Here is a 14,487-nt window from a genome sequence, read left to right as displayed (position 1 = left end):
TTGCGTACCGCGATTAGCGCGAAAGTGCGCCCGTTTGAGGCAGGTCTAGGGCCGGCGAATCGTCGTGCCGCCTTATCCGATTCGGATGACGGGCCGCGCGCAGTAAAACTCGACGCAATGAAGCGGCATCTCAACAGCATCCTCGACACGCCGGCGCAGCACGCACCACTTGCCGACTATCGATCGTCTGTTCGCTTATGCAATCAGCATACGTACGATCTCTCCGTCGATTTCGACATAAAATTATCATTTGCGCCGCTCTCCGCGTCGTTGGGCTAACGCCTGACGGTGCGACCGTCCTAATCAGAACGCAAATCGCCGTTTTCACCTGGGGTATGACTTGAGCCAAGAAGGGCAGTTGCTCGACAAGAAATCGTTGCGTGCCGTAACCGGAAAGTCCGCGGATTGGCATGAGTTGGCTAAAGACTTGGTGGCGTTCGCCAATGCAACCGGAGGACGACTGCTCATTGGCATCGAAGATGCCGTCGCTGTGCCCCCGCCTGAACAAGTGCTTCCGATGGATCTGCCCGACTTGGTACGCCGTCGTCTGAGCGAGCTCACCGTCAACGTTGTTGCGTTGCCTGAGGCAAAGACGGCTGAGAACGGCGGGCAGTATCTTGAGATAACCATCCCACGCGCGGTGGCGGTAGCGTCCACCACCGACGGACGCTATTTCATCCGTATCGCCGACAAAAGCGCCCCCGTCACGGGCGATGATGTGCTGAGGCTTGCGAGCGAACGCGCGGCGTTGCCTTGGGAGACTCAATGCACAGCAAGTGTGTCTCGACATGTGGTGAACGCCGAGCAGATTCAGCGGCTCACGCAAGGTCTTCTTACGTCGGACCGTGTGAAGGCGTCGGTCAAAGAAAAGTCGGTCGACGAGTTGCTCGAACACTATATGCTGGTGCGCGGGGACTATCTGACAAACATGGGCGTTCTATGCGTCGGCACTCAAGCCGATCGCGCGCAGCTCGCGACCGCGCCCGTCATTCAGGTCATCAAATACGACGACAGCGGCGCGAAGGTCAATAAATGGGTGTGGGACGACCAACTTCTGAGTCCGATGGAATTGGTCGAGGCGGTATGGAAGGAGGTCCCAGATTTCCGTGAGCGGTACGAGCTTCCAGATGGCCTTTATCGACAGTATGTCCCGGCTTACGACGAGATTGTGGTGCGCGAGCTTCTCGTTAATGCACTAGTTCATCGACCGTACACGCAGCGGGGCGACATTTTTATCAATTTGTATCCGGACCGGCTTGAAGTCGTAAATCCTGGTCTTCTTCCGCTTGGCGTTACACCGCAGAACGTCCTGCACACGACTGTTCGGCGCAATGAGATCCTGGCGCGACTGTTCCATGACCTAAAGCTGATGGAGCGCGAGGGGAGCGGTTTCGACAAGATGTATGAAATCCTGTTGTCGCAAGGACGCCCCGCACCCGAGTTAATTGAGAATCATGATCGCGTGCAGGTGGCGATACGCCGACGCATCTGAAGCCGGAGGTGATCGACTTTCTCGCCAAGGCGGATGAGACGTTTCATTTGCAGCAACGTGAGCGGATTGCATTGGGACTGCTCGCGCAGCACGATTCACTTACTGCGCGCGAACTCATCGCTTTGCTAGAGCTTGGCTCTCCGGACGCACTTCGTCCGTGGCTGGCGCGACTATTAGATTGGGAGATCGTGAAGTCGGCGGGACGTACCCAGGCCACTCGTTACGTCGTTGACCCGCGCTTACTTAGAAATCTCGACTTTGCGGCGACGACGACGTTGAAGCGGATCGAACCGCATCGCTTATTAGCGCTCATTTTGGAAGATGTCGCGCGTTATCCGGGATCAAGCATCAGCCAGATTCATCAACGCGTGGGCACGGAAATTCCACGATCGCAGATGCGACGAGCATTGGATCAATTGTTGAAAAAAGGGTCACTACAATTGACGGGTGTGCGGAGCACAGCGCGGTATACGGTATCGGTCTAGCCTTGGTGCAAGTCGCGGTCTATCTTCGAGGTTTGAACCAAGAGTTTGCGCCAACGAAGCCGCAAACTCTTGCCACATAAGGTTTTCGTGACAAGCCAACGTTGGTTCAAACGTTGAGAATGAGCCAAGAAGCGGAGCCCAGTCGGGTATAGCGCCTTACTTCAGCGTGGCCAATATGCGGAATCTTGCGAAGTCTGTGACGGTGGAGCAAGGGCGAGGGCAAAGCAAGTTGTTTGTTGCCCGCAAAGAATGAAAGCGTCCCTCACCCCTCTGCTAAAAGCGTCCCTGGAGGGGGGTGATTTTTCCCGCAAACCCTTACGGAGCAAGGCTGGGGACACTTTCATTCGGTGTGGTGCACGCTGAAGAAAAAAATCCCCTTTTAACCCCCTCCTGATTCCAGAAAAAACCGCCCCCCGCGCCCTCGAGGGACACTATTAGCGAGGGGGTGATTTTCGAGCCATTGGCGTCAGGAATCCGCCACAGTCATGCCGGCAATCACTGCATCCTCTCCAAGATGTGCCACTCGACTGCCCCCTCTGGGTAGTCCTGTGGCCACTCTTTGCGAGCAATTCCATCGCACTCCAAGCTCGCTTTTTCGCGCCTATCGAATCGTCATTCTCATAGTCTCCATGGGGTTCTCCGTTGGCGGAGCCACGAGCGCCTCTTTCTGTGGGCAGCTCCTTCCACGCTCCTTCTGAACCTGCGTTTTCACGCACTGCTCCCAAAACACCCCGCGCGCACTCCACCCGGTTCAGCGCCCGCCGAAGCCGCTCCCGCATCTCATCCTTGAGCCCACGCTCCCGCGTGACAACCTCAACGTCGCTTGCGACGTCCGCTAGCAGACTCTCCACCAGCTCAACCAGCGTCGATGCCAGCTCGGCGGTCGTCGCGCGCTTGGTCGTTTGTTAGTTTTCAATCGAGTTGTCCATCCAACCGATAGCGATGGCTGCTTATGTGACCGGGCTCGGCCAGCCAGCCAAACGACGGGGTTCGTCCATTTGTGTCAACGCCGACTGAAACCTGACCCACCCCCCCAGGGTCATTTTTACATCGGCGCTAACAAACGCATCCTCTGCCAAGGCCGCGGGTCCGCTGCTATTCTGCTGTCTGCTATTGCCTCGGTGTGACCGAAGTGGACCCGTCACGCGGAAACCTCCTGTTCGAACGCTTTATATCGAAAGAGCGAAACGAGCCTCCGGACATCGATGTCGACTTCGAACATCAGCGTCGAGAAGAAGTCATTCAATACATCTACGGCAAGTACGGTCGAGATAGGGCAGCCATTGCGGCGGCGGTGTCTACGTATCGGCCACGCGGAGCGTTGCGCGAGACGGGCAAGGCGCTAGGCATCGACCCACAAATAGTTGACCGGGTGGCGAAGAGCCATCAGTGGTTCGACCATTCGCAAGACCTCCTTCGACGTTTTGAAGAATCGGGGCTTGACCCAGAAAACCCGCGAATCGTCCTCTGGGCGAAACTCGCCGCACAGATTCTTAACTATCCGCGACATCTATCTCAGCACTCCGGCGGCTTCGTCATCAGCCGAGGCAAGCTTACGCGCCTTGTGCCGGTCGAGAACGCTGCGATGGTGGACCGCAGTGCAATCCAGTGGGACAAGAATGACCTGGAGGCGCTTGGGCTGCTGAAGATTGACGTGCTCGCGCTCGGCATGCTGTCGGCTATCCGACGCACGCTCGACATCGTGTCTGAGCAACTAGGTGAGCGATTCGAGATGCAAGACATCCCAGCCGAGGACGACGACACGTACGAGATGATTTCTCGTGCGGACACCATGGGCGTTTTCCAGATTGAATCCCGCGCGCAGATGAGCATGCTTCCCCGCATGAAGCCACGTGAGTTTTACGACCTGGTGATTGAGGTGGCTATCGTGCGCCCAGGCCCTATTCAAGGGGGCGCAGTTCACCCGTATTTGCGCCGTCGACAAGGTCTTGAACCCGTGAGCTATCCGAGCGAGGACTTGCGCACGGCACTTGGTCGCACGCTTGGTGTGCCGATTTTCCAAGAGTAAGTAATGCAAGTCGCCATCCTCGCGGCGGGCTTCTCGCCTGGCGAGGCGGACCAACTTCGACGCGCGATGGCTGCATGGAAGCGCAAAGGCGGTCTCGACAAGTACTACGACCGTATCGTGAACGGGATGCTCGAACGAGGCTACGAGAAAGAGTTTGCGGAGCAAATCTTTCAGCAAATCCATGGATTCGGGGAGTACGGCTTCCCTGAGAGCCATGCTGCATCGTTTGTGCTGCTCGTGTATGCCAGCAGCTGGTTGAAGTGTCACCAGCCAGAGGCCTTTCTCGCTGGGATGTTGAATAGCATGCCCCTCGGCTTCTACTCAGCGTCTCAACTTATCCAAGACGCTCAACGCCATGGCGTCAAGGTCTTACCGGCAGACGCCACAATCAGCGGATGGGACTCGGTCCTCGAGGCTCTGGCCGGTCAGGCGAAGCCTGCAGTACGTCTTGGCCTTTCGCTGCTCAAAGGCATGAAAGACGGCGCCGCTGAAAGAATCGAAACTGCGCGAGCGGTGAAGCATTTTACAAGCGTCAGCGACCTCGCTCGCCGTGCTCAACTCGACCGAAAGGACTTGCAAGTCCTCGCAGCGGCAAACTCGCTTTCATCACTCGCAGGCAACCGCCGAGAAGCCCTTTGGCAATCCGTCGCGGCAGTACCGGACCGCGACATCCTTTCCGACGCCCGCGTAGATGACGAAACCCCTGTGCTCGGCGCGCCGTCCGAAGCTGAAGACATCGTCGCAGACTACAACTCAATGAGCCTGACGCTCGGTCGACATCCTCTTTCTCTTCTGCGTCCGACATTGCTTGAGCAGCGCTTACTGCCTGCATCAACGCTGATGACCTTGCCCAATGGAAGACTGGCTCGCGGGTGCGGGCTTGTGACTGTGCGGCAAAGGCCAGGCACCGCGAAAGGGGTTATGTTTGTGACGATTGAGGACGAAACCGGCAACGTCAACGTAATCATTTTGGCCGTCGTTGCAAGAAAAGTTTCGGCGAGAAGCGTTGGGTGCGGCGCTTCTCGCTGTGCATGGAACTTGGCAATGTGAGGGCGAGGTCCGACATCTCGTTGCCCAACGTCTTGTAGATATGTCGCACCTGCTATGCGGCCTTACCGCCGTAAGCCGCAACTTCTGCTAAGAAACGCAAAACGCGGATGAGGTAAAAGTTATATGCTCCGCTACAAGATTCGGTAAATCAGGGTTTCTCTCAATGCGAGTAATTGTTCACTGCGACGATACTATGTTCACAAGCTAATTCGTCGGAGCAAACGATGGCGCGAGTATTCCTGACTCATCAGCAAATTTTCGATAACGCTGTTGGACACCTGTTCAGCCAAGGTTCTGCGTCGTTGCTCCCGCGCGGAGGTGGCGCGTATCGCGGGAGATGCGGCGGATGCCCCATTGGCGCACTGGTGAGAGCCAGCGACTACCGGACGTCAATGGAGGGGGTACCGGTTCGCTTCGTCCTGACGGAGCCGACACGCGTTCCTGCATACATGGATGCAGGCGTTGCTGCATTGAAGCAAGCGCTTTCGCGGTCGAGAATCGACGTCAACTCGAATATCACCATCGAACTCCTCAGCTGCCTTCAAAACGTACACGATGTGTTCGGCATCTGGGAGTGGGCCGACCGGCTGCGCTCCATCGCGAAGCAGTTTGGACTTTCAATCCGAAGCCTCGAACAAGTAAGCCTCAAAACGGCCGCTTGACTGAGGGGAAGACGATGAGAAGTATCCACGAAATTTTTACGACGGTGCGGTCGCACTTACTTTCCCAACAATCCATCTCGGAGGACGACAGTGGAAGTTGCCGACTGCGAGGCCGAGATGGTCGTAGATGTGCGATTGGCATCCTTATTGACGATTGCCATTACAACGAGCGACTGGAAGGTCTCGGCATCGGCTATTACAAAGCCGGTCAAGATGGCCCTTTGCTAACAGCGCTGACGTCGTCGGGCGTCAATGCGTATGACCCACAAATCGCGGCCTTGCTGCAAGACCTCGAGGATATGCATGACGCGGCAGAGGTCGATGCATGGCAGAATCAATTCGACTTCCTCGCTCGCCTCTATGGCATCTCGGATTAAGGGGCCATTGAATTGTGAACTAGATAGACGGGGACGGGTACCCTTGCCGCTGGGCACAGGTGGCGCATCGCCAGACGCGCCATCGTTTTTGTTTAAGTTCTAGACGTCTCTCGCATCAGACTTGCGGCCTGCAGCAACGTCACCGGTACGACAAAGGCGACATCAACTCTCCTCATCAAGATTTTTACTGGATGAGTTCGAACCTTCGGTGTCCGGCTTGTTTGTTTGGTCCTTGCCGGACTCAGTCTTCGATACATTGAGCTCATCAAGTTTCTGGTCAATCGTATCTTTCGTTTCTGGTTTCAACTTACGCTTCGCAGCGTCTCCGACCTCCGTCGTTTCCTTCCCGCTGCTCGCCATTGCCAAGCGTGATTCATAAGCAGTATCCTGTCGCATGCATGCCTCCTTCAGTGTTTCCGCAGTTGCGGCGGCCATGCTAGGCGCGCATTGAGCATTCCTGGACTCGCTTCGCCGGTGGGTGGAAGGGTAAACCCCTCGGTCAAACGAGGGACCGGGTACCCCGGCGCTACTTGCGTCGAACACCCAAGATTTCGCCTCGAATCATCGATGCTTAAATTGAAGTTCGGCGCGATGCCTAGTCACCTGGAAAGAGTGTCTCGGGATTTTGTAGGGCCGCCAAAAGCGTTTCGAAGTTCATAGGCTTCGCGAAGAGATAACCTTGCATCTCTCTGCATCCATACTGCAGCAAGAAGTCCCGCTGCTGAAGTGTTTCGACGCCCTCGGCGAGAGTTTCAGCGCCGAACGCACGGCTCAGCGACAATACCGCATGTATCAACGCTTCCGCTTCGGGGCCCGTGCCAATGCCGCGCACGAGTGACATGTCGAGCTTAATGCGCTGCGGCCGCACTGTTCGTAATACTGACAGGTTCGAATAACCAGTTCCGAAGTCGTCAACTGCAATACTGGTTCCGTTGCGAGCGAGCGTCCGAATCATCGACGCATGGCGCCCCATGGTCAATGTCCCTTCTGTAATCTCAAGCTCCAATTGGTGCGGCTCGAGTCTGTGGCGCTTGAGGACTTGATTTACTTTCCTAACGATGTCGCCATGACGGAACTGACACGGTGAGACGTTTACGGCGACTCGGAGGTCGTGCCCTGCTTGCTGAATTACTTTTGCATGCTCGCACGCCGTACGCAGCACCCATTCCCCAAGCTCGACAATGAGGGATGATTCTTCCGCTAGTGGAATGAACTCGGCAGGCGAGATGTGGTTGCCCGAGACAGGGTCATACCATCGAAGCAACACTTCGACAGCGAGCACGCGCTTATCAGCAGCGTCCACTTGCGGTTGAAATGCTAGCGAAAATTCCTGGTTTCGAATCGCCCGACGCATGCGTTTGAGCAAAGTCATGCGTCGCTCGATGCGCTCCGCAATCCGTCTGTCGTAGCGGCTGATTCCAATCTGCGTTTCGCTCTTCGCGTGGTACATGGCCGCATCAGCGCGTTTGACAAGCGTGTCGACGTCTGCTCCGTCAGCGGGAAATACGCAGAGACCAATGCTGCAGCCAAGGTCAACAGTGTGACCATCCACTTGCATCGGTTCAGAAAAGGCCGCCGACACTTGTCGCGCTAATTGGTCCGGAAAACGTGCGTTTCCGTCGAACTCGATGAAAAACGCAAACTCATCTCCGCCGTAACGAGCCACCATACCCTCGAGCGGGAAGATGGCTCGAAGGCGGCCGGCAGCTTCCTTCAGCAGCGCATCACCGATGCTGTGTCCCAGCGAGTCGTTTGCCTCTTTAAAGTCGTCGATGTCGAGAAAGCCGATGAGTACCTCTCGCTCAAGTCCGCGTGCAACCTCGAGGGCATCAGTTAGCCGAGCAACGAAATGGCTGCGGTTCGGCAGGTCGGTCAACGCATCGAAGTTCGCTTGATATTCGAGGCGTCTGCGATTTTCGGTAACTTCTGTGACGTCATTGATGACCGCAATGTGGTGGGTCACTACGCCGTCCTCGTCTCGAACTGGACTAATAAAGAGATGGTTCAAAAACATCTCTCCGTTCGCGCGGTAGTTCCTCACGACTGTCTCGACGTCTCTCTCGGCGTCAAGCGCCTGGCGAATCCTTCTCAGCCCATCTTGCTCGGTGTCCTCACGCTGGAGGAATTTGCAGTCCTTCCCTGACCATTTATCACGTGAGAATCCCGTGATGCGCTCGAATGCCGGATTCGCGTACTCGATTAGGTTTCCCATAGCGCTGGGGCGAGTTACAAGCACTGCATTCAAACAGGCATCGAGTGCTCGGCTTCGTACTCGGAGTTCCGCCTCCGCCTTTCTTTGTTCCGTGATGTCTTCATGGACGGCGAGCACACCGACGACCATACCATCGGTGTTATGCAGCGGGGTCTTCAGTTGAGAGTACCAGCGCTCTTCCCCAGACAGATAGAGATTCGTACGCTTCGCGTAGGCAAGGTGACCGACTGCTGCAAGTGCACGCTGGTCCGATTCTCTAATCTCCTGGGCGTGAAGTCGCCAAGGCAGATTCTCATCGGTCAACCCTCGTACCTCGTGGGCGCGGTTCAGTCCTGCCTCACGCGCAAAGGCGCTGTTGCAACCGAGATAGACTGATTCCGTATCCTTCCAATAAACGGAATGCGGGACGCTGTCCAGGATGACCTCGAGCATCTTTCGCGAAGCTAGAGCGCGTTGGCGCTCCGTCACAAGCTCTGTTACGTCAAGGTAAGAAACAAGGCAAAGTGGATGGCTAGCATCACCGACGATTTGATAGTGAACGCTCGCATGCAACTGAGAGCCGTCCTTACGAACTTGAGGCCATTCACCAACTGTCCCTGATGTCCCGACTGTCGGCTGAATTCGGTCCTTTAGCGAATGGAATGCGGGCACGTCCTCGGGACGCCGCAGGCATAGGATTGACCTGCCTTCCAACTCCCCGTACGCATAGCCGTATTGCGCGTTGGCTGCTCGGTTCGCGACCAGTATTTCGAGTGTGCTCCACTCATAAACGAGCATTGCAAAGGGGTGGTTGTAGAAGTGCTGACGCAGGTCCCCGATGCTTGCCCTTAAATCTCCATCAGCCGACGAATCAGCGGTGTGATGCTCCGAGTCATCGCGTTGGTCACCCATTTTACGCCCCTCGTTTGTCCCGACCTTTATGCATGTCGTTTATCTCGCCGCGTAATTTCGCCTAGGACAGCAACGGGTCAGTGGTTCCCGCGTGCAACCTCCATCGCGAAAATCGGCACTCGCGCTTGGCGCAACAATTGCGCCTGCCTAAATCGCTCTGGCCCCGTAAAGCCTCTTCGACCTTTGGGTTGTAGCGGAAAAAAGCGTGCGGCAACTGCAACGCGTGATACAAGTCGAGCGTCACGGCGTTTTGAAAAGCCGCGGCAGGTGATGCGAACGTGGTGACGACTCAGTCTTTTCTTTGTTTGCCAATAACAGCAATGTCGTCAAGTAACGGTACAAATGCGCATAGCAGCAGCACGAATGCGATAGGCACGGTTGCCAAGAAACCGAGTCGTTCGAAAGTGGCTGCACCAAAGAAGCCACCAGCAACGAACATCAGCAAGAGTGATGTTAGAAGGATAACCTTTGGACGGTTTGCGCGTACAAAACGTGCGTCTGTTGCTAGCATGTCCCCGTTCCAATAAAGTGCCCTACCTAGCTCTATCCCAATGTCTGTTATGAGCCCTGTAACGTGAGTAGTCCGAATCTCGGCCTTCGATATCTTCGTAATCATGGCGTTTTGCAAACCCATGACATAGCAAAGCAGGGCAACCGTGAGGGGTAAATATACAAATTCATGTCGCAGCAGGTCCGGGCCGAGTAAGCCGAAGAATAGGAGTACCAATGCCTCGATTACGAGCGGTATCGCGTAGACGCTCTGAAAGCAACGTTGTCGGCCCCAGTTGATTAAGATGGCTGAGGTTGCAGCACCACCTGCAAAGGCTAATACAGCGCCAAAAGCCTGAAAGACCAATGCCGTCCGGCCAAGCACTGCATTGTCCGCAACCGATGACACAATTCCAGACATGTGCGATGTGTATTGGCCTATGGCTATGAAGCCCCCGGCGTTTGCTGCGCCCGCGACAAATGCGAGCGCACAACCGAGTCGCCGATTTGAAGTTTCAGTGCGCTGAAGTGAGGTCAGGCCTCTCAGATAGTTGATGGGCATCGAGCCAACTCGGGTGCGCTTCGCTGGACTACCGACGAAGCAGTGTGTATGTGTTCCGCTCTCTGGAGGTGAGTCAGACGGCTCGGCCATCCATCACGGCTTTTCGTCGCACTTCCGGACCGCGCCTGCGCTTCGCTGCGGACCAGACGCCTTCTTCTAGTTGTCTGTCGTATCCTATGGTCTCACATGTTGCTTCGTCGGATTGCTCGACTGTGCTCATAAACTGATAATACCGTCACATTGCGCCAGCGGCACGACCCTATTAGCATCTGATATGTGCTCGTCAAACAAAAGTTTGCGCTGACGAGGCATGGAAGTGCTCGAACAAAAGTCTTCGTCAATTGGACTGTCGGTGCGTGTCTTAAAACAATCGTTTATCATTGGTCGACCATCTCGCCGTGGTTTGACAGCAAGATGGTCTCAGACGGCCAACGGTGCCCCAGCACGCTTACGTGTCCGTACGCTAGCTCCCGAACTTCACCACGTTGCCTGGCGCTTCACTCAGCTTAACGAGCTGCGAAAACGAGATTAGTAAGACGGGTCCGCAAGGCCAACGCGAAGGCTCAGCGGCACGACCCACTGCCGAGCGGCAACCGCAAATTTAAATGCCGGCTACTGGAGTCTACCTACCAGTTAGCAAATGCAGCGGGCCCATCGCTCCGACACGCTGCGGCGACCGAATGCCGCACCGGGTTCAGAAAACAGCGCTTATTCCGATAGATTGTATGCAGAACAGCCTAGCCATTTCCGAGATAGGTTGTACGACTACAATTATCATGCGCCATAACAAGTCAATAACGAATGTCGAATATATCCTCGAAGACGGCGACTCACTCGTTTCGACCACAGACCTCGACAGTCATATCCAATACTGCAACCCCGCATTTGTTAAAGTGAGCGGATATAGCGAGGAAGAACTCGTCGGACAGCCGCACAATGTGATTCGGCATCCCGACATGCCGCGTGAGGCGTTTCGCGACATGTGGGAGACGCTCCGCAGCGGGAGGCCGTGGGTCGGGGTGGTCAAAAACCGGCGCATGAACGGTGACTTCTATTGGGTTCGCGCGAATGTCACACCGCTCGTCGAGGAAGGCCAACCGGTAGGCTACATGTCGGTTCGCACTAAGCCGTCACGGACGCAGGTCGAAGAAGCTGAAAGCCTTTACGCACGAATGAACGCCGAAGCCGCGAGCGGGAAAGTCAGGACACGGCTCTCGCGTGGATTTGTCGTCAGTGGTTCGTTCCGGTTGCGGATAGCTAACACTTTGCGACTTGACCTACGTGGTCGCATTGCTGCGGTCCTCTTGGGTGTATTGGCGATTCAGTCAGATCTGGGCCTTTTGAATCTCAACGGTGCTACTGGCGAGTTTGTGCGAATAGTAGCGTTGATAGCGAGTGGCGCCTTGAGCTGGATATGGCTGTCGCAAACCATTACAGCACCCGTCGAGCAGCTTATCGAGTTTGCGAACAGGATTGCAGCGGGTGACCTCGGACATCGTTTGGATACCAGCAGTCACGACCGAATAGGCGAACTGCAACGTGCCGTCAGTCAAGTTTCCGTCAATCTGCAGGCAGTCGTCGGCGATGTCTCGACCGGTATCCTGGATATCAGCCGGTCGGCCAAGCAGGTAGCCGAGGGAGGCAAGCAGCTATCTGACCGAACCACATCGCAAGCCGGAAGTCTTGAGGAGACCGCTGCGACTATCGAGCAATTGACGGCGGCGGTCCAGCAATCTTCGGCGCACGCCGGTGAGGCTGCCAAGGTTGTAGAGGAGGCGCAATTGCAGGTGCGTGAAGGCGAAGAGCGAATGAAAGCGGTCGTCGAGCGTATGGGGCGCATTCAGAACGCAAGCCAAAGTGTCGGTGAAATCATCTCAGTCATCGAACAAATCGCGTTTCAAACTAATATTCTTGCGCTTAACGCCGCGGTTGAAGCAGCGCGTGCCGGCGAGTCCGGGCGTGGATTCGCGGTCGTCGCTGCCGAAGTCCGGGCGCTTGCGCAGCGTTCAGGCACCTCTGCCAAGGAAATCAAGGCACTCATTTCAACATCGGTAGAGGAAATTGACCTTGGTAGCGAAGTGGTCGAACAGGCTCGTGACGCCATGCGAGGGACAGTGGGCGCGGTCGAACAGGTCACAGCTCTAATGCGCGAGTTGGCGCAATCCGCATGCGAGCAAAGCGACGGCATCAGTCAGGTCAATGCGGCTGTGATATCGCTAGACCAGGTGACTCAGCAGAACGCCGTGCTGGTGCAAGAGTCGGAACATGTGGCGGAAGCCTTAGCTGCGCGTTCTAACCAGTTGTCGGGAGCCGTGGCGGTCTTCCAGACTCGTAGCGCAACTCCTTAAGCCATACCTGACGATGCCTTGCTGAAATAATTCTGACTTGACGGCGTGCGCCTCCGGCCTAAAATCCAAAGGAGTCCATCAGCGCATTCCCCGACCATGTCCCTCTCGCTGCGGTACGACCTTCGAGCGCAGTCCGAGCTACTTACGTTCTTGGTTATTTCACATTTGGCAACCAGGCACACATCTGGCAACTGGATGTCGGCTCGAAATGTGGTGGAGTCAGTTTTGTTCTGGCCTAACGCAAGGCAATCGGAAGACGACGTGATACGACGCGCAATGCTGGCAAGCCGTGCGTTGCCGCTTGCAGAATTGATTGAGTCAGAAACTTCGCTTCTGCTCGACGGGAGGGCGCTGGCGACAATGTTTGATGAAAGGCTTAACCTAAACTTCTCTTCTCTGCAAACAGCGGCAATTTACGAGCGGTGCCTGAATCACCTGATGCGCGTCAAATGGTATGTATAACGGCCGGCGAAGAGGCAAAAGACTGGCGCGTTGCTTAGCCGGCCACCTTTCCCCAGATTCAGACACTGATGTTGCAACTGGTATGCAGTCGTGCGTAATGCTGCATTAGACCGCGCAGCTATGGCTTCAGTTGCCCGCCGCAGACGGCGGTCTCCGGAACGCGGCAACGTCAAAATTCACTAGACATAGGATAAGGAGTTTCAGTAACGGTCATACTCGCGGCGGACGCTTACTGATTCAATTTGGCTGTTGGGGTTGCTCTGCCGATTGTGGCGGTATCGCCAGATTTTGCTGGCGAGCAGCGTCCTCTTTTGCTTTCTTGTTTGCAAGATGACGCCCAACTACACAGCCACCAGCGGCGCCCAACACGGCGTGCCCACTTCCGACGAAATGACCCGCCACCCCTCCTGCGGCGGCACCTTTAAGACATCCCGCCGCATTTGCTTGGCCGGTTAGCGTCACAGACGCGATGAAGGCAATAAGAGCAATATTCTTCGGTTTCATCGGAGCTGCCCTCAATGGACGGTCCTCCTCAGAAGCATGCAACGTTCCTACGCCCATCTCCAGTTAAGCATGTGAAAAGATGCCTACTACGAAACGGTCACAGTGGATGGTTTCGAGTCGCCAATTTTTATCTCACGTTGGCGTTCATACGATATCAGCATTAAATTTTGCTAAGGGACGTCAGACGGTCTTAACGTGCTTGGCGAGACCGCGCGATGTCATGAATGCCGCCAAGCAAACAGCCATAGCTGATGCGGCAAGTAACGCTCCGACCATACCAATCCATTCCAGACCGGCGTCACGCGCCACTACTTTCCCGAGCAGTGCGCCACCGCCAATCCCAATGTTGTAGAGGCCTGAGAACATCGACGTGGCGACGTCTTGAGCATCGGCCGCCAATCGAAGCACATGTGTCTGCATTGCAAGGCCGAAACAAATGATGCAAATGCCCCATGCCACCAAGAGTACCGATAGCGTCCCGATATGGTGTGCGCAAGGCCACAGAAGCATCAAGCTCGCAGTTATGCCGGCCACCGTCAGCAGCAGGAAGCGCCGCGGTCTCCTCGCGTAGAACTGACTGAACAAGAGCGCCGCAGGAATGCCCGCGACGCCGAAGAGAACGAGGAGAATAGTTACCTCATTGTTGCTCGTATGGGCGATGAGTCGGCTGAACGGCTCAAGATAGGTGTATGCGGAAAAGTGCGCGCACACGGCAAGCACTGTTACAACGAAGAATACGACTAGCATCGGCCTCTTCATCAAGGACGGCAAGCGTTCCAGTGAGCCCGAACCTTGGCTGTCGAGCCGAGGTAACGTTAGCCACAATGCTCCCATTCCGAGTACACCTGTAAGCGCCTCATCTCGACCGTTCTCTCGCCGGCGGTGAATAGAGGTAATTTGGTTCCCACCAAACTTTTTAGCGGG

10 protein-coding genes and 2 pseudogenes are annotated in these 14,487 nt (G+C 55.8%); 7 read left to right on the top strand and 5 right to left on the bottom strand.

The genetic code is table 11. The features are described from left to right. The first annotated feature begins 358 nt into the window (after positions 1 to 358). The 5 genes and pseudogenes from NCT03_RS31820 to NCT03_RS31800 all read left to right on the top strand — a co-directional run bounded on the left by NCT03_RS31820 (position 359) and on the right by NCT03_RS31800 (position 6,095). The gene (locus NCT03_RS31820; RefSeq protein WP_250495336.1) at positions 359 to 1,492 is read left to right on the top strand and encodes an ATP-binding protein; all 1,134 of its coding nucleotides are present in this window, start codon (positions 359 to 361) and stop codon (positions 1,490 to 1,492) included. 8 nt (positions 1,493 to 1,500) lie between these two features. Continuing rightward, the gene (locus NCT03_RS31815; protein ID WP_250495335.1) at positions 1,501 to 1,977 is read left to right on the top strand and encodes a hypothetical protein; all 477 of its coding nucleotides are present in this window, start codon (positions 1,501 to 1,503) and stop codon (positions 1,975 to 1,977) included. Positions 1,978 to 3,035: 1,058 nt separating this feature from the next. Next, positions 3,036 to 5,147, top strand: a pseudogene (locus NCT03_RS31810) (error-prone DNA polymerase); the annotation flags it as partial. A gap of 133 nt (positions 5,148 to 5,280) precedes the next feature. Beyond that, the gene (locus NCT03_RS31805; RefSeq protein ID WP_250495334.1) at positions 5,281 to 5,718 is read left to right on the top strand and encodes a hypothetical protein; all 438 of its coding nucleotides are present in this window, start codon (positions 5,281 to 5,283) and stop codon (positions 5,716 to 5,718) included. 14 nt (positions 5,719 to 5,732) lie between these two features. After that, positions 5,733 to 6,095 (top strand): hypothetical protein, encoded by a 363-nt coding sequence (locus tag NCT03_RS31800; RefSeq protein WP_250469773.1) that lies wholly within the window; start codon positions 5,733 to 5,735, stop codon positions 6,093 to 6,095. A gap of 162 nt (positions 6,096 to 6,257) precedes the next feature. Here NCT03_RS31800 and NCT03_RS31795 read toward each other — a convergent pair whose 3' ends face one another. The 3 genes from NCT03_RS31795 to NCT03_RS31785 form a co-directional block, all read right to left on the bottom strand. Further along, positions 6,258 to 6,491, bottom strand: a complete 234-nt coding sequence (locus NCT03_RS31795; RefSeq protein WP_250469774.1) for a hypothetical protein — start codon at positions 6,489 to 6,491, stop codon at positions 6,258 to 6,260. 199 nt (positions 6,492 to 6,690) lie between these two features. Beyond that, complete coding sequence (locus NCT03_RS31790; protein WP_250469775.1) at positions 6,691 to 9,198, bottom strand: sensor domain-containing protein; 2,508 nt, start codon at positions 9,196 to 9,198, stop codon at positions 6,691 to 6,693. A gap of 289 nt (positions 9,199 to 9,487) precedes the next feature. Then, a complete protein-coding gene (locus NCT03_RS31785; RefSeq protein WP_250469776.1) occupies positions 9,488 to 10,249 on the bottom strand; it encodes a YoaK family protein in 762 nt (253 codons plus the stop codon). 605 nt (positions 10,250 to 10,854) lie between these two features. Here NCT03_RS31785 and NCT03_RS34445 point away from each other — a divergent pair. Both NCT03_RS34445 and NCT03_RS34440 read left to right on the top strand, forming a co-directional pair. Next, positions 10,855 to 11,808: pseudogene (locus tag NCT03_RS34445) on the top strand (PAS domain-containing protein); the annotation flags it as partial. A 228-nt stretch (positions 11,809 to 12,036) separates the two neighbouring features. Beyond that, positions 12,037 to 12,597 carry a methyl-accepting chemotaxis protein gene (locus NCT03_RS34440; protein ID WP_502800452.1) on the top strand — a complete coding sequence of 187 codons (561 nt, stop codon included), beginning with the start codon at positions 12,037 to 12,039 and terminating at the stop codon, positions 12,595 to 12,597. Between the two features lie 699 nt (positions 12,598 to 13,296). Here the strand turns inward: NCT03_RS34440 and NCT03_RS31775 are convergent. Next, complete coding sequence (locus NCT03_RS31775) at positions 13,297 to 13,563, bottom strand: hypothetical protein (protein ID WP_250495332.1); 267 nt, start codon at positions 13,561 to 13,563, stop codon at positions 13,297 to 13,299. A gap of 180 nt (positions 13,564 to 13,743) precedes the next feature. Continuing rightward, positions 13,744 to 14,487: MFS transporter (locus NCT03_RS31770; RefSeq protein ID WP_502800451.1), on the bottom strand; the 744-nt coding region annotated here is incomplete at its 5' end.

Origin of the sequence: Caballeronia sp. GAWG1-1 (assembly GCF_023631465.1) — a bacterium.
GTDB lineage: Bacteria > Pseudomonadota > Gammaproteobacteria > Burkholderiales > Burkholderiaceae > Caballeronia.
Note: the sequence above shows the minus strand (reverse complement) of the source record. Positions and strands in the feature narration are given on the sequence as shown.